Raw genomic sequence first — 22,742 nt, forward strand, 5'->3', positions numbered from 1 at the left:
CCGCCCCTTTTTTCGGCCGGGGGTGGGGGGGGGGGGGGGGGCCCGCCCCCCCCCCCCCCGCGGGGGGGGGGGGGGGGGGGCGCCGCCGCGCCCCCCCCCCCCCCCCCACCCGCACAGATGCCATCCCGGCCACCCGTATAGATGCCATCCCCGGCCACCGCCGGCCGCTACGCCGGCGCCCACCGGAATGGCCGCCCGCACCGGCCCGCGGCCAGCCGCGCGCCGAACGCCGCAGCTCCGCCGTACGCACGCCGTGAAATCCCCGACGGAGTACGGCAATTACGGAATCGACTGCGAATGCGGCGCACCGGTCGAACTAGGCGCCAAACCCCTTACTGCCGCCCTTCGTCCGCTTCGCCCCGACCCGCAGGTGCACCGGAACGAGGTCAATGGCGGGCTCGGAATAGCCGACCGAAACAATCTTGTCGTCGCGGTAGGTGAAAGAGGTGACGCTGGCCAGCGTGCACTGCCGCTTGCGCGGGTCGTGCCACAGCCGACGCCGCTCCACGAAGCTGCGCACCACCCAGATCGGCAGTTGGTGGCTGACGCAGACCGCCTCGTGCCCGCGGGCCGCGTCCCGCGCCTTCCCGAGCGCGGCCATCATCCGCACCACCTGCTCGATGTACGGCTCGCCCCAGGAGGGCCGGAACGGGTTGGTCAGGTGGCGCCAGTTCGCCGGCTTGCGCAGCGCCCCGTCGCCCACGCCGAAGGTCTTGCCCTCGAAGACGTTCGCCGCCTCGATCAGCCGCTCGTCGGTGGCCAGGTCGAGCCCGTGCGCCTTGGCGATCGGGGTGGCGGTCTCCTGCGCCCGCTCCAGCGGCGAGGCCACCACGTGGGTGACGTCCCGCCCGGCGAGGTGCTCGGCGACCCGGTCGGCCATCTGCCGGCCCAGTTCGGAAAGGTGGTAGCCGGGCCGGCGGCCGTAGAGCACGCCCTCCGGGTTGTGCACCTCGCCGTGGCGCATCAGGTGCACCACGGTGGTCACGCCCTCGCCGCCGCCCACGGCCCGCATGCTGTCGCTGTTCGTCATGGCGTCCATCATTCAGTGGCTTCCGCGGCGGCCTGCGCCGCCCCCGGCAGCGCCGCCGCGATCCGCTCGATCGCGCGCGCGTCGGGCGCCGTGGACACGAACCACGACTCGAACGCCGACGGCGGCAGGTAGACGCCCTGGGCGAGCATCGAGTGGAAGAAGGCGGTGAACCGGTACGCCTGCTGCGCCTTGGCCCCCGCGTAGTCCACGACCGCGTCCGCGTCGGTGAAGAAGACCGAGAACATGTTGCCCGCGACCTGCAACCGGTGCGCCACGCCCGCCTTGTCCAGCGCCTGCGACACCAGCCCGCGCACCTCGCGGGAGACCGCGTCCACCCGCCCGTACGCGGCGTCGTCCAGCAGCCGCAGTTGGGCGATGCCGGCGGCGGTGGCCACCGGGTTCCCGGACAGCGTGCCCGCCTGGTAGACCGGGCCGGCCGGGGCGAGGTGGGCCATCACGTCGGCCCGGCCGCCGAAGGCCGCGGCCGGGAAGCCGCCGCCCATCACCTTGCCGAAGGTCATCAGGTCCGGGCGCACGCCGTCGATCCCGTACCAGCCGGCCTTGGAGACGCGGAAGCCCGTCATCACCTCGTCCGAGACGAACAGCGCGCCGTTGCTCGCGCACAGTTCCTTCAGCCCGGCGTTGAACCCGGGCAGCGGCGGCACCACGCCCATGTTCCCCGGCGACGCCTCGGTGATCACACAGGCGATCTCGCCCGGGTGCGCGGCGAACGCGGCGCGCCCCGCGTCCAGGTCGTTGTACGGGAGGACGACCGTCTCGCCGGCCTGCGCACCGGTCACCCCGGGGGTGTCGGGCAGCCCGAAGGTGGCCACGCCCGAGCCGGCCGCGGCCAGCAGGGCGTCCACGTGGCCGTGGTAGCAGCCGGCGAACTTGATCACCTTGGCGCGGCCGGTGAAGCCGCGCGCCCGCCGGATCGCGGACATGGTGGCCTCGGTCCCGGAGGAGACCAGCCTGACCTGCTCGACGGGGTCGATGCGGGCCACGATCTCCTCCGCGAGCTCCACCTCGCCCTCGCCCGGCGTACCGAAGGAGGTGCCGCGCGCGACGGCCGCCTGCACGGCCGCGATCACCTCGGGGTGGGAGTGGCCGAGGATCATCGGTCCCCAGGAGCACACGAGATCGACATACTCACGCCCGTCCGCGTCCGTCAGGTACGGGCCGGCACCAGACACCATGAATCGGGGCGTACCACCCACGGCGCGGAAGGCGCGCACCGGAGAGTTCACGCCACCGGGTGTCACCACACCAGCGCGATCGAAGAGCGTCTGCGAGACTGGGGCTTCATACGGAAAAGGCACTTGGGTCCTGACCTGCAAAGACGAAGGGAAGGGCGGCGTCGTTACGGCGCGGCCCGGCGGCGGGCGACGGCGCGGGAAAACTCCTCGCTTTCGGCCGGGCGTCAGCCCCCGCGCGTCTGCGAAACTGTGGTTTCGAACGGATAGCTCACACAAGCCATGGTGTCAGAGCCTCATGGGGTCCTGCGGGCGGGCGTTTCACGGCGTCCTCCCGGGGGAGGTCTCTGACACGATGATCGGGTTGCGCGGCCGTGGCCGCGAGTGGTCGGGTGGAGATATTCATAGCGGTGGCGAACTGGGCGAAGGGGCCGATGACCGGGGCCCCGAGCGCCCCGGTGTTCCCCGTGCTGCGGGCCGGCGAGGCCGCGCAGGCCGGGAGAACCGAGACCGAGAAGGTCAGCGGCTCGGCCGCCACCGGCGGAGCGACGCCGACGGGGACAGCAGAGGCGGCCGTATGGGGGTGACGTACAAGTACTTCGGCGCACCCGACGGCGCGACGGCGGCCCGGGTCCCCATTTCGATGCGCCCCGAGGAGCTGGGCGGCGACGAGCTGGGTCACGGCATGTTCACCAAGATCAAGCCGGAGACGATGGCCGCGATGGTGCTCACCGGCATCGAGGGCATACCCCTCCACCAGGTCCCCCCACTGGAACTCGTCGTCCTCCACCCGGACTACGCGGTGGTCAAGCTCCCCATGACGGTCGTCGACCCGCTGCGCGGCGTGGGCGAGGAAGCGGTCGGCGCCGCGGCCGTCATCTGGTCCACGGTCCCCGACCGCGGCGGCCCCCGCGACGCGTACTCGGTCTACCAGTTGCTCCACCAGTGGCAGGACTTCTCGCACCGGCTGCACGAGGCGGGCCACCAGGCGTACTGCTTGGTGTGGCCGTGAGCTTGGGGTGACCCGTCAGCCCGGGGTAGCACCCGTCAACCCGGGGTGGCGTGGGGCCGGGTGCGGCCCTGAGCCTGGGGTGACCCGTCAGCCCACTGTGGGGGTGCGCCTCGTACGGCTGTGAGCTGGGGCTTTGTACGGCTGTGAGCCGGGGCTTTCGGGAGCTACGCGGTTCGCGGGCGCCGGGCGGAGGCGAGTGGGGCGGGGCCTTCGGGCTCCGCCCTTGGTGTGTGGGGCCCCTTGCCGGGGGGCAGGGCAGCCGAATGCGTGGGCGTGGGGAGGGACGGAAGCGGGGCGGCCGGGCCGGGGGGGGGGGCCCCCCCCCCCCCCCCACCCCCGGGGGCGGGCCCGGGCCACCCACCAACACCCGGGGCGGCCCGGGCCACCCACCGCCGGCCCCGCTCGCCCCGCCCCGCCCCGGCCCGGGTCAGTCCCCGGCGCCCGGCTCAGCTCAGCTCAGCTCAGCTCAGCTCACCACACGCATCTCACGCGACGTGTTGTTGAGCCGCCGGCCACCCGTCTCCGTGCAGGTCACGATGTCCTCGATGCGGACGCCGAACCGGCCGCGCAGATAGATGCCGGGCTCGATCGAGAAGCACATGCCGGGCACCAGCGGCAGGTGTTCGCCCTCCACCAGGTACGGCGGCTCGTGGGTGGTGACGCCGATGCCGTGCCCCACCCGGTGGATGAAGTACTCCCCGTACCCGGCCTCGCTGATCACCCGGCGCGCCACCCGGTCGATCTCCTGGCAGGCCACCCCGGGCCGGACCGCCTCGAACGCCGCCTGTTGCGCCGCCCGCACCGTGTCGTGGACCTTGCGCTCCTCCGCCGTCGGCTCGCCGACGTGCACGGTGCGGGTGGTGTCGGAGCCGTAGCCGTCCTTGAGGCCGCCGAAGTCCATCACCACCATGTCGCCGTCCTCGATGACCCGCTCGCCGGCCGAGTGGTGCGGGCTCGCACCGTTGGGCCCCGAGCCGACGATCGCGAAGTCCACCTGGCTGTGGCCGTGTTCGTGCAGCAGCGCGGACAGGTCGGCGGCGATGTCGCACTCGCGCCGCCCGGCGAAGCGCACCGTACAGATCGCCTCGTACGTGGCGTCCGCCGCCGCCCCGGCCGCCGCGAGGCGCTGCACCTCGTGCGCGTCCTTGACCGCACGCAGCATCGGCAGCACCGCGGTGAGCGAGGCGTACGAGGTGTCCGGCAGGGTGCGCTGAAGGGCCAGCAGGTGCAGCGCCCAGGCGGAGTCGGCGATTCCGTAACGTCCCGTGGGCGGCAGGAGCTTCGCCGCCGCCTCGTACGGGTCGTCCCCGTCGGTCCAGCTCACCAACTCGACCGCACCGGCGCCGACGGCCGCCGCCGCGTCGGGCCGCTCCAGGTCGGGCACCAGCAGACGCGGCTCCCGGTCGGGCGTGATGACGAGGGCGGTCAGCCGCTCGGTCACGGCGGTCACGTGGTATCCGCACAGATGGACCAGGTCGGGCCCGGGCGTGACGATCAGTCCGGCCAGGCCGGCGTCCAACGCGGTACGGCCGGCCCTGGCCATCCGGGCGGCGTAGTCCTCGCGGGTGATGGGCGCGGGCTGGTCAGCGGTGACGGCCATGGCTCTCCTCGGTGCGGGGGTGCAGGAAGTGGCGACAGATGACGAACGCCCTCAGCATCGCTCAGCCCGCCCCGTCCCGCGAGGTGGTTTACGCACCGCGTTTCCCCGCCCCCACCGGGCCTGACCCCGTACGGAACATCGATCCTGCCCGTACCGAAACACCGCACCGGCCCCTCTGACGAAGCACCGGGTCGGGCCCCGTCCGAAGACACCGGGCCCCTCCCCGACCCGCCGCACGCGCTGCGCACTACCACAGCGCCATGCGGTCCGGCCGCCCCGGCACGGGCGCCCGTCGGGCCTACCCCGTCGAGCGGGGTCGGGTCCTCACTCGGGGAAGCCGCGTCCGATCCGTACCGCGGCGTCCACCAGTTCGTTCACGTGCATCCGGCCGGGGCTGCTGGGCATCCGGTTGCCCGGCCAGTACGCGGAGAGCGCGGCGACCACCCGGCCGCCGGGCCCGTACACCGGCGCGGCCACCTCGGCGCCCTCGCGCTTGCGGACGTCGATGCTCTGCGCCCAGCCCTGCCGGCGCACGCTGGAGAGCGTGGCGGCGGTGAACCGGGAGCCGCGCAACATCTCGTGCAGCACCTCGGGCTCCTCCCAGGCGAGCAACACCTGTGAGGTGGGGCCCGCGTTCATCGGGAAGGCCGCGCCGACGGGCACCGAGTCGTACGGGCCCGACGTGTCGTAGGAAGGGGCGGGTGCGGCGGCCACACAGATCCGCAGATTGCCCCGCCGGCGGTAGAGCCTGGCGTTGGCCCCGGTCTGGTCGCGCAGTTCGGCCAGGACCGGATTGGCCACCGTCAACAGCCGGTCCTGGCACGCCTGGACGGCCATCAACCCCAGTCGCGGTCCCAGGATGAACCGCCCGTGCTTGTCTCGGGCCAGCAGGCGCAGCCGTTCCAGCGCGAGCACCAGCCGGTGGGCCGTCGGGCGCTTGAGACCGGTGTCCGCCACCAACCTCGTTAACGAGGCAGGGCCGGCTTCCAGGACCCCCAGCAGCAGTGAGGCCTTGTCGAGGACACCGACCCCACTCAGCGGCTGCTCGGGGGCCAGCGTCTTCTCAGGACTTGTTGTCGTCATGCGTGTTTCTCCTCATCGGACCGGCCCCGCGGTGTGCCGGGACCGTCCACAACCACGGCTTCGTTGCGGATGTCGAGCGTAAACGGGCAGAAGTTCGACGGGACCGGGGGAAGACTGCCGAACTTCCGCCACCGCTGGCGCTCCGGGAGGAGTGGCCACCGGTGGGATTCATCATCCTTAGTTGGCGCGGATTCCAATTCCCACGGACATGTCTATCCGTCCGGCTCGAACACCCGCAATGACCACTACAGGAAGCTGCCAGCCGCACGTGGCACCCAGCAATTTTTTGTCTTTCGAATTTTTGACATGCGCTCAACCTCGGCGGGTGTTATCGACAACGGGCGCTCTCCCCCACACTGCACCCGACCGTCTCCCCCGCCGCAACGGATCGTGTCATCCGCCGTCCCGCGCTACCCCCCTAATTCACCGCGCCCACCCCCATGCGGCGGGCCGCCGGCACCCCTGTGGCCCCGGCCCCTGCCCCCTGCGGCGCCGGCGGCGTGCCCGTATCCGCAGGCCCTCGCACCCGGCCGGTCCACGGCCCGGAGCGCGCCGCCCCTATCACGGCGGGCGGCCGGACGCCTGGGAGTCGGCCAAGCCCGAGGGGGCGTCGGCCCGCCGGTTCCCGCGGTGCGGCCGGCCCTGATGCGGATCGCGCGGGGCCGGTCGCCGGCGGACGCCCGCGGCAACTGCACACCGCGCGGGCCCGGGTGCGGGGCGCGGCGGATGCTGCCGGTGGTGCGGTTCGCGGCGTTCCTGTGGGAACTGTACGAGGCGGCGGCCGGCGCCCTCGCACCGGCCGGGCCGGACGGCCGGTCATCGGTCATCGGCCGTCGACCGGGGCCGCGGGCAGCAGGCCGAGTTCGGCGGCGCGCACCCCGGCCTGGAACCGGGAGTCCGCGCCGAGCAGCGACATCATCTCGGCGACGTAGCGCCGGTAGGTGCGGACGGAGACGGACAGTTCGCGGGCGGCCACCTCGTCCGTGACGCCGAGCCGCATCCACTCCAGGATCTGCCGGAGCATTTCCTTCCGGCTCTGGTCGCTGCTGTCCGGGCGCTCGCCAGCGGCCAACGACTTGCGCCAAATGCCGACGAACAGGGTGCGCAGCGTCTCGATCACGCCCGGGTCGCGGATGGTCGATGCCCGGCGGCCGGCCGCGGCGTCCGCGCAGACCAGCGCCGCCCTGCCGTCCACCACCACGGCCGCGAGCAGCGGCATTCTTGCCACCCTCACCTCCAGCGGAACCGGCCCCCCACAGTGCCGCTGCACGAACTGCCGGTCGAGCGCACCCTGCACACACAACAGCCGGGTGCGTACCGGGCGTTGTGCTGCGCCGTGCGCTGCGTTGTGTCCGGCGCCGTGTCCTGTGCCGTGTCCCGCGCTGTGACCTGTGCCGTGTCCCGGGCTATGACCTGCGCTGTTTCCCGCGCCGCGGGCCGATACGGCGGGCGCGTCCGACGCGGAAGCCGCTGCGTACGGGGCTGTTGCGGGTGGGGCTGTTGCGGGTGGGGCTGCCGCGGCCTGTATCTGCCCGTACGGGCCCTGCGTGGACGAGCCCTGCGGGTATGAACTCTGCCCGTACGAGCCCTGCGCGGACGAGCCCTGCGCGGAGGGAACCGCTCCGTACGAGGCGTCGGATTCGGCCACGGTCCGCGGGGCGGTGGCGCCGCCCGGCGTGCCGTCCTCGGCTCCGGGCGCCGTGCTGCCCTGGGCGCCACCCGAGCGGGGCGCAGACGTCCTGGCCGCGGCGCCGCCGGTGGCCCGTACGGCCTGCTCCGAGAGCCAGTCGTCCAGCGCCGAATAGAGCACCTGGGCATGCCCGGAATCGGCCGCGAGGACCACGTCGACGCTCTCCCGCGCCTCGCCGAAAAGCTTCTTCGCGGTTGCCAGAATGTCATTCTCCTGGCAACCGATCGTCGCCACCCAGGAATTGCGGGACTGCCGGTCCCGATGCTTCATGACGGTGGATTCCACCAGTGCCCGCACCGCGAGCAGTTCCTGCGCTATATCGTCCCCGGCCGGCTGATGACCAGCGCCGACCGTAGCGGGTACGAATTCTCTCAACTCATTCACCCCCGTGAATTTCACCCAATGACCGCCATCCGTCGCCTGCGGTCACGCCGCGCGGCGGGCCGACCGTCAACAGATTTCGACCCGGGCATTTCTCGTGCCTTTCCCGGTGCCGGCGCCCGAACGGGGCCGACGGCGCCGCGCGGGCGGCGCGGGCCCGTGCTCCGGCCGCCGGACGCCGCGCACCGGCCGCGCCCCTCGGCTCGGCCGCGCGCCGCACGCCCGCCGCACGCCGCCGGTCGGTCGGCCGCCCCTGCCGCGTCTCATGCCGGGCCGAGCAGACCGAGTTCGTAGGCCCGAACGCCGGCCTGGAAGCGGGAGTTGGCGCCCACCTCCCGCATGATCGCGGCGACGTGCCGGCGGTAGGTGCGCAGCGAGACCTGGATCTCGCGGGCCGCCACGTCGTCGGTGCGGCCGGCCCGCAGCCGGTCCAGGATCTTGCGCACGGAGTCGGTGCGCAGCCGGTCGGCGAGGCGCAGGTGCTCCCCGATGGGCATCGCGGTGCGCCACGCGGCGGCGAACATCAGGTCGAGGACGCGTACCGAAGCGGGGTCCTCCACCACCGACGCGTACCGGCCCGGGTGGCCGGGGCCGGCGTGGACGAAGGCGGTCTGACCGTCCACGATCACCCCGCCCTGGAGGTCGCCGGTCTCCACCCGCACCTCGTGCCCGGCCAGCCCGCGACGCACCGCGGTGGCCAGCCCCGGCGTCTCCAGCGCCTGGGCCGCACAGAGCACGCGGACGGCGACGCCCCGGCTGCCGGCGGCGGCGAGCTGCTCCAGGAGCGGGGCCAGCGACTGCGCCTGCTCGGGCACGCCGGAGACGATGACGCTCACACCGCGCCTGGCCTGGGCGATCAACTGGTGCACGGTGCGCCGGGCGGCCGGGCCGTCGTCGGCGACCATGACGGCGGCCGGCTGTTCAGCGGTGCGCCGGTGCAGCGTGACGGCCGACTCGATCAACTCGCACACCTGCCGCAGCGCGTGCTCCACCGCATCCGGGTCGCCGCAGGTGGCACCCTCGCCGCCGGCCGTCTCCCGTGCGGCGTACGCGCCACCGGCCGACTCCAGGTCGGCGTACGCGCCGCCGGCCGGCTCCGGATCGGCATACGCGCCGCCCCGCAGCGCCCCGCTCATCCCGTCGAACCCACGCGCGGCCCCGCGCCCACCGGCCCGCCGGGCATCGCCGTGATAGCGGGCGCGGGGGTACGAGCGGGCCGGGTACGGGTCAGCGGGATAGGGGTCGGCGGGGTACGCGTTGCCGGCGTACGGGTCGGCGCCCCGGGGCGCATCCACCTCCGCCACGCGCGGGTCGAACGAGCGCGGACCCACCGGGCGCGGCTGGACCGAACGGATCTCGGGGCCACGCGCATCGGCCCAGGCCAGCCCCGCCCAGGCGCCGTCGGCCTGCCCCGTCGCACCCCGGACACCGGGCACCGAGCGGTCGACGAACTCCAGCGGCGCCGCCTCCGTCCGCCGCGGCCGATCGGCCGGGTGCGCGTACGCGGCCCCGGCGGCCTCCCGCTGCGCGGCGCTCACCGCGCGCCGGCCATTCGGCGCAGTCTTCTCCGGGCCGTCAGATGCGGCACCGCGCAAGCCATCCGGCGCGCCCATCGTTACGGGCAGCGCGCCGCTCGAAGGGGAATCCGCGGAATCGCGCCGGGCATTGCGCGCGGAATACAACCCGGGCGCCGGCTGCTTATCCGCGATATCTGCGTTATCCGCGGACGAATACGAACGGTCTTCCCGCCCGGTCGCCGCGCCCCCGTCCCGCACCCGGCCCGCCGCCTCACCCGGCCGGGTCGGCCGAGCGCCGGTCAGCGCCGCGCGCATCGGTCTACCGAGCGGGTCGGGGGCCGGCTGCGCCGACGGGTTCACGGCCAACGGGGCGGCTATGTCCGGGTTCGGGCGGGTTGGTGGACTCGTCGGTGGGCTCGTATCCGTACTCGGTGCCATCGTCGCCAGTTCTGCCATGACTCCCCCATGCGATGCGCGGCGCAGCCCTCCCGAACGCGTCGAGAACGCTGTGAACACACAGTTGGATCACATCAGTCGCGGTGCCAGAAGATTGGGATGATTGAAAATGCAATTACGGGCTAGCCGATCTCGATCCGACACCACGTCCATCTGTGCGCCACTCGTTCTTCACCCATGAACTTCGCCATGAGTCGGCTTCCTATTGCGGCCCGAAAACCCGACCACTTCATCGCGAGATTAGTTCGCTGGCTGCGACCCAGTCAACGCGCACCAAAAGGCAAAGAAAAGGCAAAGGCGCCGCTGTGTACCGGCTCCGTCACGAGGTTGCCCCGACGGCGCAACGCGTGTGTCAGGAAGCTGCCCCGTACGTCCGAAACGTGCGCCCACCGCCTCCGCTTCGTGAACTCGGCGCACGCACCCGACCACACTCCGCGAACCGCACCGGGAGAACTGTCCGCTTGTGGACAGCCGCGCCACTGGATTGGCAAGTGCGTGTCAGTTACGGAATCCCTACACACCCCCGTCCGATGCCCCGCCGCGCCGATGGCTCAGATCCGCCCGTACGGCCCGCAACGGCGCGCCCGCGCACCGTCCACCACCTGCGGCGCAAGCCCGCCCGCCGGAGCGCCGGCGGCCAGCACACTTGCCACCCCGTCCGCCCGGCCCGGCGAGCCGCGCGGGCGAAGACGCCCACGGCAGTCCGGCAGATGTTCGCCCACCCGCCACCGCCGAGTCACCCCCACCCGGGCCCCCGGCACCGAATCCGCCGCCCCCGTCAGCCGCACCACCCGAGCCACCCCCGCGACTCGTCCCACCGACACCCTGCCCCGCCGAACACCCCCGGCGCCCCGCCGCCCCGGCCGACCGGGCAACCTAGCCGAATCGAGCGGGGCCACCGGCCGGCCCCGAAGTGCCACGACCGACGCGTAGGAGAGGCCCGTGCCCGACCCCGACCCCACCGGCCCCGCACCGAGCCCCCCGCCCCACGACGCCCCACCCACACCCCAGCCACCCCAGCCACCCCAGCCACCCCAGCCATCCGAGCCACCCCAGACCCCACCCACCCCACACGGCGCGCAGTCGGCTGCCGAGTCACCCCCACTGCCTCCCTTCCTACGGCGCCCGCGGCGCGGCACGAAGGGCGAGGTGCTGGCGGTGGTCGCGGCCGGCGGGGCGCTCGGGGCCAGTGCCCGGTACGGGGCGGGGCTGCTGTGGCCCACCGAGCCGGACGCCTTCCCGTGGACCACGTTCGGCATCAACGTCATCGGCTGTGCGCTGATCGGCGTCTTCCTCGTCGTCCTCCAGGAGTCGTGGCAGGCGCCGCCGCTGGTCAGGCCGTTCGTCGCCACCGGCGTGCTCGGCGGCTTCACCACCTTCTCCACGTACGCGGTGGACGTCGAACGCCTCAGCCACGACGGCCGGGCCGCCACCGCCGTCGGCTACCTCCTGCTCACCCCGCTGACGGCACTGACCGCCGTCTGGTGCGCGGTGGCCGCCACCGATCGAGTGCTGGCCGGACGGCGGGCCGCGACATGACCTGGCTACTCGTGATCATCGGCGCGGCGGTGGGCGCCCCACTGCGCTACCTGACCGACCAACAGCTACGGGCCCGCTACGACACGGCCATCCCCTGGGGAACGTTCCTGGTCAACGTGGTGGGCAGCCTGTTGCTCGGGCTGCTCGCCGGCGCCTCGCTGGCCGGTGCGGACGGCTCTCGGGTACAGGCACTGCTCGGCACCGGCCTGTGCGGCGCGCTCACCACGTACTCCACCTTCTCCTACGAGACGCTGCGGCTCGCCGAGACCAGGCACCGGCGGTTCGCCGCCGGCTACGTCGCGAGCACGCTGCTGGCCGGCCTCGGCGCGGCCTTCGCCGGCGCGGCACTGGGGCGCGCGCTATGGGGCTGAGCACCCCCGCCCACACCGCCCCGCCCCGGCGCGCGGCGGCACGGAGGCGGGGGCGGCGCAGTGGGGGTCGCGCGCTCCGCCCAGGTCACGCGGGTCATCTGGGCCCCGCAGCTCACACAGGTCACACAGGTCACACAGGTCACACAGGCGTCATAGGCCCGGCGAGCCTCACCGTCCACGCGGTCCAGGCAGTCCACGCGATCCGCGCGTTCCCCCGGTTCGGGCCCTAACTCGGCGACGCGCCGCCGTCCCCCACGAAGTCCGCCAGCGGGAAGGCCGCCACGTGCGCGGCGGGCCGCGACACGTACAACTGCGCGTGGTAGTAGCCCGCCTCCTCCTTGCCGCGCGGATCGGCGCCGGCCGCCGTCACCGCCGCGAGCGCGTGCCGGCGCTCGGCGTCGTTGGCGAAGCGCCGCTGGACGAAGGTGTGTTCAGGGCCTGCCGTCTCGGTGACGAGGCCGAGGCCGCGCAGGGCCGCCGCGATCGGTTCGTACGCCACCCCGCGCAGCGCGAACGCCGCCAGCCACACCGCGCCGCCCGCGGCCCCGACCAACTGGGCCACGGTGCGGCTGGTCACGTAGCCGATGCCGCCGGTGACCGTGATCAGCCCGGCCCCCGCGACGGCCCGGCGCAGCTCCGGGCCGGGGTCGGCGAGCTCCAGGTTCTCGCTGAACGCCGCATCGAGCAGCCCCACCCGCTTGGCGTACGAGACCGCGCGCCCCGCCGCGTCGAGACCCACCATCGTCACCGCGTCCGGAAGTCTCCGCTCCGCATAGAACTCCCGGTCGCTGTCGATCAGTTGCTCCGTGGTCAGCCGCTCGACCTGCGGGCCGGTGTAGCGCTCGTACAGCTCGTCAAGGGTCACCTTGTGGTTGAGCAGCGCGGCGTTGATCCCGTACGAGCAGCACACGTCGACCACGGTCGGCGGGCGCTCGGCGGGCTGTTCCGCGGGCCGCTCGCCGGAAGCGTCGGCCAGCGCCCGGGCGGCCAGTAGCTGCCGAAAGACCTCTTGTGCGTGCTGGGGAATTTGGTACGCGAGTGGCCGCAGCGTACGGAAGTATCCACGGGGATCAGGCAGGTCATAGATGTCGTCAAACCGGGCCTTGCCGTGCAGTCCGTGATCTGTATTCGCTCGTGTACCAGGCATGGCACCTCGTCTCTCACCCTCGGCAGGCAGCTCCCACCCGCTTCATGGCTAGTGCCTGACGCCAGGCGTGGGAACAGCGCCTTGAGGGTTTCGGCCAGCCGCGCCCGTTGCCCGTACGCAAAGAACGCCGCACCCACGACCTTCGCACCCCCGCGCCCCCGCCGCACTCCCACCCACCGTCGCCACCGCCGGCGACCAGCACGGACGACACACCCTCCGCACACCGCCACCCCCACCCCACCCCGGCGACCCCCACCCTTCACCCCGCACCACCCCACCCGGAGCGAAACGACGTGACTTCGCCCCCCGGACAGGGGTAGGAATGCCCCTCCACGGTGTGCCACGAGCCTGGATTATGAAGGGTTTTGCCTGGCATGGGCATGGATTCTTGGGTTGCGTACGAGGATTTCCCTCTACGTCGTGACACACCCACCCATCCGGCGCCACCGGCCGACCGCCCCGTTGCCCCAGCAACTGACGCCCCGGCGCCCCGCGACACCCCAGCATCCGGCCCGGCGATCAACCGAGCAACCCTACGAGCTGACGCCCCCACGAGCCGCCCAGCACCCCAGCCACCCCAACAACCAACCCAACACCCAACCCGACCCGCCCAACTCACCCAACTCGCTCAGCCCACCCAGCCCACCCAGCCCACTCAATCCACCACCGCCGCCACGGCCTCGATCTCCACCAACTGATCGTCATAGCCGAGCACCGTGACCCCGAACAGCGTGCTCGGCACGTCATGCTCGCCGAACCCGTCCCTGACCACCTGCCATGCAGCCACCAGATCGGCCTGTTGCTGCGAGGCGACGAGCACCCGGGTGCTGATCACGTCCGTCAGCGTCGCCCCCGCGTCCGCCAGCGCGGTCCGCAGGTTCGCCAGCGCCTGCGCGGCCTGCCCCGCATAGTCGTCCACGGCGGCCGTACTGCCGTCGGCGAGCAGCGGGCACGCCCCGGCCAGAAAGATCAGCCGCGCCTCGGCGGGCGCGGTGGCGGCGTACGCGTACTCGGCGACGCCGGACAGAGAAGCGGAACGAATGAGCGTAACGGCACGGGCCATGACGTACTCCTGGTCAAACGGTGCGGAGCACGACGGTCGAGAGCTGAAGTGGAACGGGCAGCCCGACACGGAAGGGGCTGGCCAGCACCGAAGAAGCGCCCGGCACTGAAGAGGCGCCCGTCCATCAGCCCCGCGCGCGGGGCGCCGCCCACGGCTCGTCCGAGCGCGCCGGGCAGGAAGGGGTTCCCGGCGCGCCCCACCACGAGATCCCCCCGGGGCGGACGCGGCGGCCCGTCCCGACGGGTCCCGCAGCACGGGCCGGCCGGACGGCGGGTGGCGTTGCGGTGCGCCACCAGCGCGCTCGACGCGGCGCACGGACAGCGGGCACGACACGACGTACGAACGGAAGGACAACTGCCGGCAGCCTGCCACGCCCACCCACCCCGAAGCGAACGAGTTTTCCCACCCGCCCCCGGGCGCCTCCACGCCACACGCCCCACCAACACCTCCCTTATGCAACAAGGCTGTTGATGACATTCGACGCGCCCTCAGCTCCCTCCCGGCGCGGCCTCCCCCAGGACAGGCACAGCGGCCTCCCGCACTCGGGCGCGGAACCAGCGGTGCGCGTGGTCGGCCGCGTTCCGCGGGTGCCAGGCCATCCCGATCTCCACCGGAGGCAGGTCGAGCGGCAGCGCAAACGTCCGCAACCCCAGCGCCGCGGTGGTCTCCGGGAGCCAGCCGGCGAGGGTGATCGACACCAGGTCGCTGTTCCTGACCAGCATCATCGCGCTGGTGTGGCTGGGCACGACGATGGCCACCCGGCGCCGCAGGCCCTGCCGGGCGAGCGCGGCATCGATCGGCCCCTGCCGCTTGCCCAGCCGGGAGACCCCGATGTGATCGGCCTCGGCGAACCGGCGCGCATCGATCGGCCCGTCGAACAGCGGATGCCCCGCCCGCGCCACGGCCAGCATCGACGCCTCGCCCAGGGCCTCGGTCCTGGTCTCCGGATCGAGGTGCTCCAGCACGCCCAGTTCCAGGTCGGCGACCCCCTGCCGCAGCGCCGGCCCGCCCTCCAGCGCCTCCGCCAGGAACACCACGTCCACCTGTGGCGCCTCGGCCTGCACCCGATCGGCCAACGGGCCGGCGAGCCCGGTCAGCAACAGGTCCCCGGTCTGCACGGTGAACGTGCGCTGCAAGCCCGCCACATCAAACCCGGCCGACGCCCGGAACAGCGCGTCCGACCGGCGCACCAGCGCACTCACCTCGTCCCGCAACTCCAGCGCCCGCGGCGTGGGAACCATCGCCTGACCTGCCCGTACGAGCAGCGGGTCGCCGGCGGCCCGACGCAGCTTGGCGAGCATCCGGCTGGCAGCGGCCGGCGAGGTGCCGAGCCGCTCGGCGGCCCGGGTCACGCTGTTCTCCTGCAACAGCACGTCCAGCGCCCGCAACAGGTTCAGGTCCACGCCGACCCCTCCGATCCGCCTCGCCCCGGCCGCTGCACTGGCCGGTCCGCACGCCGGCCGCCGCACCAGCGGGGCGACCTCTCGACTCCGGGTAATTCCACTCAGCGCAACAATACGATGCCCATCTTTGCATTGCTGACAACTGGGCCACCGTCGAGAGTGGAGGCGTCCGCAACCGGGCGGCAGACCACCTCATGGGAGTACTTCGTGCAACACCAGTCCCCGCGCGCCGAGTTGGCCGGCGACGTACTGGCCGTCGTCAGCCAGAGCGGCCCCACCGTGTCCTTCTTCGACGCAGCAACCGACCGCCTCCTGGACACCGTGGAGGTGCTGGCCGAGCCGCACGAACTGTGCTTCGACCCCACCCAGCGCCTGCTGTGGTGCAGCAGCGCGTACCACTCGGGCTACTACCACGCGCACAGCGGCCAGCGCACCGAACTCACCGTCATCGACGCCGACACCCGCCGCGTGGTGGAGGTCATCGACCTCGCCCCCGAACACGGCCCGCACGGCCTCGCGTTGGACACCGCACGCGGCCGGCTCTACGTCAGCGTCGAGGGCTCGGCCGACCGCCCCGGCGGCGTGGTGGTGATCGACACCGCGACGCGCCGCCCCATCGGCCGCATCGACACCGAGGCCCCCGGCCCACACTGGTTCATCATCGACCCCACCGGCACAAAGGGTTACGCCAGCAACAAGGAAGCGCCCTACGTCTCCGTGGTCGACCTCGAACGCGGCGTCCTGACCAGCAAGATCGAGGTCCCCGGCAGCGAGGGCATAGCCTGCTCGCCCGACGGCTCCCAGGTCTTCGTCGCCGCCCCCTACGCGGCCTTCACCACCCAGGCCACACCCCCCGAGTCCCGCCCCGCGACCGGCATCCGCGTCATCGACACCCACACGGACACCATCACCGCCACCCTCCCCACCGACCACGTCGTCCTCCCGGTCCACACGACGGGTACGGGCGCGGGTACGGGTATAGGCGCGGACGCGCGCACGGGTACGGGTACGGGTACGGGTACGGGTACGGGTACGCCCAACGGCGCCGGCGCGGGCACCGGCACGGACGCCGCCACAAACTCCGCCACGGCCCCCGATACGGACACCACCCCCACAGGGAAACTCCTGGTAGGAGAGCTGCGCATGGCTCCCGACCCGAACTCCCCGCTGGGCCGCCACGCACCGGGCCGACTCACCGTCTTCGCGACCGACACCCACGAACGCCTCGGCAGCATCGAGGTCGGCGCGGCCCCGCTGACCATCACGTCCTCACCCGACGGCCGCATCGGCTACGTGTCCTGCGTGACCTCGTCCACCGTCGAGATCGTGGACCTGGACACCCTGCGCCACCTGGCCAGCCTCCAGATCCCGAAGCGCAGCGACCCGGGCGCCCACGGCCTGGCCTACCTCCCCGCGAGGCCGTAACCCCCGGCCAGCCACCCTCAGCCGACGCAACGAACAACACCACGAAACAACACGAAACGAGGGCGCGTGCGGCACCCACCGGGTCCGCGAGCGGTACGAGGTGGAGGTGGGCCCGGTCGCCCACGGCGGGCACTGCGTGGCCCGCACCACGCTGCCCGGCGAGGAGCGCCCGCGGGTGTTGTTCGTCCGGCACACCCTGCCGGGGGAGCGGGTGGTGGCCGAGGTCACCGAGGGCGACGCGGACTCGCGCTTCCTGCGGGCGGACGCCGTGGAGGTGCTGACGGCGTCGCCGGACCGGGTGCCGGCGCCGTGCCCGTTCTCCGGCCCCGGCGCGTGCGGCGGCTGCGACTGGCAGCACGCGGCGCCCGGCGCGCAGCGCCGCCTCAAGGTCGAGGTGATCACCGAACAACTGGCCAGGCTGGCCGGCCTCACCCCGCAGGAGGCGGGCTGGAACGGCACGGTCGAGCCGGCCCCGGGCGACAAGCTCCCCAAGGGCGAGGTGCCGGCGTGGCGCACCCGGGTGCAGTACGCGGTGGACGAGGAGGGCCACGCCGGGCTGCGCCGCCACCGCTCGCACGAGGTCCAGCGCATCGACCGCTGTCTGATCGCGGCGCCGGGCGTCAGCGAACTCGGCGTCGAGGCCCGCACGTGGCCGGCCGTGGCCGAGGTGCAGGCCATCGCCGCCAGCGGCTCATCGGACCGCCAGGTCCTGGTGGAGCCGGTGCCCGGTGGCCGGCTGCCGATCGTGGAGCTCGACCGCCCGGTGTCGGTGCTGCGGATCGACGAGAACGACGGCGGCGTACACCGCGTCCACGGCCGTGGCTTCGTCCGCGAACGCGCCGACGGCCGCACCTACCGGGTCGGCTCGGGCGGCTTCTGGCAGATCCACCCCAAGGCCCCCGACCTGCTGGTGGAGGCCGTCATGCAGGGCCTGACCCCGCGCAAGGGCGACATGGCGCTCGACCTGTACTGCGGCGTCGGCCTGTTCGCCGGCGCACTCGGCGAACGGGTGGGCGACCGCGGCGCGGTCCTCGGCATCGAATCCAGCAAGCGCGCCGTCGAAGACGCCCGCCACAACCTGGCCGACCTGGACCGGGTCCGCATCGAACACGGCAAGGTCGAATCGGTCCTCCCCCGCACCGGCATCACCGAGGTCGACATCATCGTCCTGGACCCACCCCGCTCAGGCGCCGGCAAACAAACGGTCACCCACCTGGCAAGCCTCACCCCCCGCCGCATCGCCTACGTGGCCTGCGACCCGGCCGCCCTGGCCCGAGACCTGGCGTACTTCGCGTCGGCGGGGTACAAGCCGCGATTCCTGCGGGCTTTTGATGTGTTTCCGATGACGCATCATGTGGAGTGTGTGGCGATTTTGGAGCCGGTTAAGTAGGGCGGTTGAACCGTCGTTCTGTCGGTGCCCGTGACGCCCGACGCGGGGCGGGCGGATCTCGTCCCAGCCCGCGTCTTACGGTCCCAGGCTGGGCGCCAGTCGAGGACCTGCGGCGAAAGGGACTCCGGCATGGCGGGGACCGACATCATGTTTCGCACGATCGATGCGAAGAGTGACCGATGCGAAGAGTGGTGGGGAGCAGCGGTTGACGCTGCCTGCTGATACGAAGTCGCAGGAGGTGCGGCGCCAACTGGAGGCCGCCAAGTTCATCACGGCCGATCCCGCGGGAAGTGGGGGCCCAAGTATCGGCCGGAGCCTGCTTCCGTACGTTCGACGCGAACCCGACCGATCATGGAACTCGATCATGAGCAAGCCCCCGACCCGCCTGGTCGACGTGGTGAAGACCGACGGTGAGGCGCGCAGTGGCGAACTCGACCCGTCCGCCACGCTGAAGGCGACCCGCGACCCGCTGACCGCCATCGGCTACATGACGGCGAAGGACTCCCTTCTGCGCGGCGATTCCACTGTCGAGCGGACCTTGAGAGGGGCAGATCCGCCTTTCCAAGGTGCTGGACGCCAAGGGTGCAGCGGTCGGAATCGGCAGCCGGTCTGCCCTGGAGCAGTTGAAGAGCCCCGACGGCGTGGACCGCTACGGGCAACTGCCCGCCTTCAAGAAGTTGCAGGTCCTGGAGAACGTGGACCTGCGGCACGGCCGAAGCCCGGATGCCGCCGAAGGTCCAGGGGCCCGCGCACCTGATCCGTCGCCGGGTCGCCGGGTCGCCGGGTCCCGCAGGTCGATGCCGGTCTCCTCGCCGAACTCCCGCACCGCCCCGTCACCCGCCGCCGCCCGCCCTGCCCCCACCCCACCTAAACCCCCGCCCCCGCCCGCGCCGGTGCGATCGTCTGGACGGCCGTGGCTGGGATCTCGGGCAGGGTTCTGCGGGCCAGGCCGGCCAGGGTGCGGGCGGGGCCCAGGTCGATGAGGTGGGTGCAGGCGAGGTCGTGGACGAGGGTGTGCAGCGTGGCCTGCCAGCGTACGGGGGAGGTGAGTTGGTGCGCGCATAGGGCGGGCCAGGCCGGGCCGTCCTGGTGGGGGCGGGCGTCGGCGTTGGCTACTACGGGGTGGTGGGTGGGGGCGAAGGTGACGGTGGTCAGGGCCCCGGTCAGGGCTTGGGCCGCGGGTGCCATGTGGGGGGTGTGGAAGGCCGCGGCGACCGGGAGCACGTTGTAGCGCCATCCCGCGTCGCGGGCCAGGGTGCCGCCGGTTTCGATCGCCTCGCGGTCGCCGGCCACCACGGTCTGCAAGGGACTGTTGAGGTTGGCGATCCACAGGTGCCCGCCGGCGGCCCGTACCCGCTCGATGAGGTCCGTCACCTCCGCCGGCGGGGCGCCCATGACCGCGGCCATGCCGCCGGGGGTGTGGCGCGCCGCCTCGGCCATCGCACGGCCCCGGGCGCCCCCCAGGCGGGCGCCGTCGGCGCCGGTGAGGGCGCCGGCTGCGACCAGTGCCGTGTACTCGCCGAGGCTGTGACCTGCGAAGGCGGCGACCTCCGCGGTCGGGTGGGCGCGCCGGAACTCCGCCCAGGAGAGCAACGAGGCGGTGTAGACCGTGATCTGCGCCAGGTCGGTGCGGGTCAGCTCCTCCGTGTCGGTCTCCAGCAGGAGTTCGGCCACGTCGTGGCCCGACGCCTCGGATACGGCCGTGGTCACCTTGTCCCAGTCGGGCGCTTCCCGCCACTGCTGCCCCAGGCCCGCACGCTGGACGCCCTGGCCGGGGAAGAGTGCGGCGAGGCGTTCGCCCGTGATGTCCACCGCGGCCCGTGCGCCGGTCCGGGGGCGCTCTGGCGGGCCGGTCGTCAGGTCGACCGCCCGGCCGACTGCCGCGCCGGCGGCCCCGGCGCCCGCCGTGTCGGCCCGCGCGTCGCCGCGTACGTCCTCTGGGGTGTCCTCCCGTGCCGTGACCACTGCGCGTTCCTCCCGACGTTTCGTGTCTTTCGATAAACCGAGTGGCGCTTTGATTGTTGGTGGGCGCGACTCAAGCCAGCAACAAGTACGGGCCACTTGGGCGCGGCCTTCGCCCGGCTTGAGTTCAAAATTGGTGGGGCTGCTGAATCCTTGGTCACGTCACGACACGGAGCACACGACGGCGATTGCCGTGGCCCGGTCGGTGGGTAAATCGCCGATGCCTTTCGGGTGGTGTGCGCGGACGTCGGGAGAGCGTGGAATTTCCCGTGCGCGGAGTGTTTGCGCGGGAAATTTCTGAGCGCAGGTCCTGGAGGTGTTCATGGAATCGAAGGTTCCCCAGCATGGCCGGCCCGGAGCGCGGGTCATGGAATTCACGCAAACCGTGGATCGGTCCCTGCTCCACCGGTGGGCGCTCTCCGAGGTCTTTCTGACCGACGCCCGGCGCGTCAATGCATCGGAGTATCTCGCCGCCGCCCAACTGCCCCCGGCACACGGCTACTACACGGAGCGCTCCGCGCGCCTCGGCGTCCCGGACCCGTTGTTGTTGCTCGAATGCGCGCGGCAGGCGGAGACCTATGGCGGCCACGTCTTCTTCGACGTCTCCCGCGACAGCAAGTTCCTGCTGCGGTCGTGGTCGATGACGCTGCCGGGGCTGTTGACCGCGCCGCGGGGCGACCGGCCGGGCGAGTTGGCGATGCGGGTGCGTACGAGCAATCGGCGGGGCGCGGCCGGTGACGTCCGGCGGCTGACGTACGAGGTGGAGCTTGAGCTGTTCGACCACCGGCTCGGTCAGGTGACCATCGACGTTGGCTACATCCCGGGCGCGGTGTACGACACGGTGCGCGAGCGGGGCCGGGGCCGGCCGCTCACGCCGTTCGCCGAGATCGACCGCGGCCCGGCGCCCGTCGACCCGCACCTGGTCGGGCGCTCGGACCCGGCGAACGTGGTGCTCGGTGAGGTCGCCGTGGGCCCGGACGGGGCGTCGGCGACCATCCGGCCGCCGGTGGACCACCGCAGCATGTTCGACCACGCGCAGGACCACCTGCCGGGCATGGTGCTGATGGAGGCGGCCCGGCAGTTGTGTCTGCTGGCGGGGTCCGACCTGTTCGGGACCTCGGTGCCGCGGACGACCGTCGTCGGCTTCGACTTCTCGTTCACGCGGTACGCCGAACTCGACTCCCCCACCACCGTGCACCTCCGCAAGGCCGAGGCGTACGCGCCCGGAGGCGAGGACGAGTTCCGCGGCGTACCCGCCCAAGTCCGCACCTTCCACCTGGAGTTCATGCAGGACAGCGAGGTGATCGCGGCCGGGCGGATGCACACCGCGACGTCCGCGCTGGTCGCAGCGGCCGGCCCCGCGACCGGCGCCCCACCCCTGATCCAGACCGACACCGAGCCCAGGCCCCGGGCCGGGGCCGCGCGGACGGGGCAGCAGGCATGAGGGCGCCGGACGACGTCGTGCTCACCCCGACCCAGTGGCTGCCGCCCACCGTCGTCAAGGCGGTGGACGCGCAGGCCGAAGGGCTGGTCACGCCGGACGAGGCGAGCGCCATGGGGTACGAGCGGCTGCCGGTGTCCGCCGCCGACGCCGCCCCCCAGCTCGCGGGGCGCGCCGGCCGTTCGGCCCTGGCCAGGGCCGGCGTCGAGCCCGCCGCGGTGCGCACGGTCCTGCACGCCTGGACCTACTACCAGGGGCATGATTTCTGGTCGCCCGCGCACTACGTGGCCCGCGAGGTGGGCGCCGTGCGCGCCGTGCCGATCGGCATCCAGCAGATGTGCAACGGCGGCGCTGCGGGCCTGGACGCGGCGCTCGCCCGGCTGGTGGCCGAGCCCGACCACGGGCCCGTGCTGGTGACCACCGGGGACCGGTTCGCCGCGCCCGGCTTCGACCGGTGGGGCAGCGACTACGGCGTCTGGTACGGCGACAGCGGCACGGCCGCGGTGCTCGCCCGGGGCGGCGCCGGGTCCGAGCACGCGCTCGTCCTGCGCGCCCAGGTCACCGAGGCCGCACCCGACCTGGAGGTCGTCCACCGCGACCTGGACCGCTTCCAGGAGGTGCCGCACGCCGCGTACCCGACGGTGAACGTACGCCGCACCAAGAAGGCGTTCCTGACCGGCACCGGCCGGGAGCCGTTCGTGGCGCGGCTGCGCGAGACCACCTCCCGGGTGGTGGCCGCGGCGCTGGAGAGCGCACGGCTCGCGCCGGACGACCCGGCGCTGCGCGCGGTGCTGCTGCCGCGGCTCGGCGGTGCGACCGCCCGCGACATCTATGGACCGGCCGTCGCGGAGATCACCCCGGCCCCTGCCGTCGACCTCGGCGCGGACACCGGTCACCTGGGCGCCGGCGACCTGCTCTCCAACCTGACCGCGCTGGGCGGCCCGGGACCGTGGGCGCTGCGGCCCGGCGAGCACGCCGTGGTGCTCAGCGCGGGCGCCGGCTTCACCTGGAGCGGCGTGGTCGTCGGACGTCCCTGACC

General features: G+C 72.9%; 16 protein-coding genes and 1 pseudogene. 7 read left to right on the forward strand and 10 right to left on the reverse strand.

Features of this window, described 5'->3' with window-relative positions; translation table 11 throughout:
* Positions 1-316: 316 nt before the first annotated feature.
* On the reverse strand, positions 317-1,030 hold the full coding sequence (locus AAHZ94_RS02845) for a histidine phosphatase family protein (RefSeq protein WP_349990229.1): 714 nt from the start codon (positions 1,028-1,030) through the stop codon (positions 317-319).
* An 8-nt stretch (positions 1,031-1,038) separates the two neighbouring features.
* On the reverse strand, positions 1,039-2,349 hold the full coding sequence (gene hemL / locus AAHZ94_RS02850) for a glutamate-1-semialdehyde 2,1-aminomutase (RefSeq protein ID WP_349990230.1): 1,311 nt from the start codon (positions 2,347-2,349) through the stop codon (positions 1,039-1,041).
* A 274-nt stretch (positions 2,350-2,623) separates the two neighbouring features.
* Here hemL and AAHZ94_RS02855 point away from each other — a divergent pair, with 274 nt between their 5' ends.
* Positions 2,624-3,235 (forward strand): hypothetical protein, encoded by a 612-nt coding sequence (locus AAHZ94_RS02855; protein ID WP_349990250.1) that lies wholly within the window; start codon positions 2,624-2,626, stop codon positions 3,233-3,235.
* A gap of 466 nt (positions 3,236-3,701) precedes the next feature.
* Here AAHZ94_RS02855 and AAHZ94_RS02860 read toward each other — a convergent pair whose 3' ends face one another.
* From AAHZ94_RS02860 to AAHZ94_RS02875, 4 genes are all read right to left on the reverse strand, one after another.
* A complete protein-coding gene (locus AAHZ94_RS02860; RefSeq protein WP_349990231.1) occupies positions 3,702-4,835 on the reverse strand; it encodes an aminopeptidase P family protein in 1,134 nt (377 codons plus the stop codon).
* 324 nt (positions 4,836-5,159) lie between these two features.
* Positions 5,160-5,918, reverse strand: coding sequence for an IclR family transcriptional regulator (locus tag AAHZ94_RS02865; RefSeq protein WP_349990232.1), 759 nt, complete (start codon positions 5,916-5,918; stop codon positions 5,160-5,162).
* Positions 5,919-6,741: 823 nt separating this feature from the next.
* Positions 6,742-7,992 carry a helix-turn-helix transcriptional regulator gene (locus AAHZ94_RS02870; protein WP_349990233.1) on the reverse strand — a complete coding sequence of 417 codons (1,251 nt, stop codon included), beginning with the start codon at positions 7,990-7,992 and terminating at the stop codon, positions 6,742-6,744.
* A gap of 260 nt (positions 7,993-8,252) precedes the next feature.
* Entirely contained in the window at positions 8,253-9,527 is a 1,275-nt protein-coding gene (locus tag AAHZ94_RS02875; RefSeq protein WP_349990234.1) for a helix-turn-helix transcriptional regulator, read from the reverse strand.
* 1,377 nt (positions 9,528-10,904) lie between these two features.
* Between AAHZ94_RS02875 and crcB (AAHZ94_RS02880) the strand changes: the two genes are divergently transcribed.
* Positions 10,905-11,501, forward strand: a complete 597-nt coding sequence (gene crcB / locus AAHZ94_RS02880) for a fluoride efflux transporter CrcB (protein ID WP_502964568.1) — start codon at positions 10,905-10,907, stop codon at positions 11,499-11,501.
* Positions 11,498-11,872, forward strand: a complete 375-nt coding sequence (gene crcB / locus AAHZ94_RS02885) for a fluoride efflux transporter CrcB (protein ID WP_349990235.1) — start codon at positions 11,498-11,500, stop codon at positions 11,870-11,872. Before crcB (AAHZ94_RS02880) ends, crcB (AAHZ94_RS02885) begins: the two co-directional genes overlap by 4 nt.
* A 226-nt stretch (positions 11,873-12,098) precedes the next feature.
* Here crcB (AAHZ94_RS02885) and AAHZ94_RS02890 read toward each other — a convergent pair whose 3' ends face one another.
* The 3 genes from AAHZ94_RS02890 to AAHZ94_RS02900 form a co-directional block, all read right to left on the reverse strand.
* Entirely contained in the window at positions 12,099-13,019 is a 921-nt protein-coding gene (locus tag AAHZ94_RS02890) for a hypothetical protein (protein ID WP_349990236.1), read from the reverse strand.
* 655 nt (positions 13,020-13,674) lie between these two features.
* A complete protein-coding gene (locus tag AAHZ94_RS02895; protein WP_349990237.1) occupies positions 13,675-14,082 on the reverse strand; it encodes a RidA family protein in 408 nt (135 codons plus the stop codon).
* Between the two features lie 488 nt (positions 14,083-14,570).
* A complete protein-coding gene (locus tag AAHZ94_RS02900; RefSeq protein WP_349990238.1) occupies positions 14,571-15,485 on the reverse strand; it encodes a LysR family transcriptional regulator in 915 nt (304 codons plus the stop codon).
* 207 nt (positions 15,486-15,692) lie between these two features.
* On the opposite strand from AAHZ94_RS02900, the gene AAHZ94_RS02905 reads away from it, so the two are divergent.
* The gene (locus AAHZ94_RS02905; RefSeq protein ID WP_349990239.1) at positions 15,693-16,910 is read left to right on the forward strand and encodes a YncE family protein; all 1,218 of its coding nucleotides are present in this window, start codon (positions 15,693-15,695) and stop codon (positions 16,908-16,910) included.
* Between the two features lie 82 nt (positions 16,911-16,992).
* Positions 16,993-18,300, forward strand: a pseudogene (locus AAHZ94_RS02910) (class I SAM-dependent RNA methyltransferase); the annotation flags it as partial.
* Positions 18,301-19,167: 867 nt separating this feature from the next.
* On the opposite strand, the gene AAHZ94_RS02915 reads toward AAHZ94_RS02910, so the two are convergent.
* On the reverse strand, positions 19,168-20,265 hold the full coding sequence (locus AAHZ94_RS02915) for an ACP S-malonyltransferase (RefSeq protein ID WP_349990240.1): 1,098 nt from the start codon (positions 20,263-20,265) through the stop codon (positions 19,168-19,170).
* Positions 20,266-20,629: 364 nt separating this feature from the next.
* Here AAHZ94_RS02915 and AAHZ94_RS02920 point away from each other — a divergent pair, with 364 nt between their 5' ends.
* Both AAHZ94_RS02920 and AAHZ94_RS02925 read left to right on the forward strand, forming a co-directional pair.
* The gene (locus tag AAHZ94_RS02920) at positions 20,630-21,706 is read left to right on the forward strand and encodes an AfsA-related hotdog domain-containing protein (protein ID WP_349990241.1); all 1,077 of its coding nucleotides are present in this window, start codon (positions 20,630-20,632) and stop codon (positions 21,704-21,706) included.
* Positions 21,703-22,740: a beta-ketoacyl-[acyl-carrier-protein] synthase family protein gene (locus AAHZ94_RS02925; protein WP_349990242.1), complete on the forward strand. Its 1,038-nt coding sequence runs from the start codon at positions 21,703-21,705 to the stop codon at positions 22,738-22,740. Before AAHZ94_RS02920 ends, AAHZ94_RS02925 begins: the two co-directional genes overlap by 4 nt.
* Positions 22,741-22,742: the final 2 nt, after the last annotated feature.

Origin of the sequence: Streptomyces sp. HSW2009 (genome assembly GCF_040240285.1) — a bacterium.
Lineage (GTDB): Bacteria > Actinomycetota > Actinomycetes > Streptomycetales > Streptomycetaceae > Streptomyces.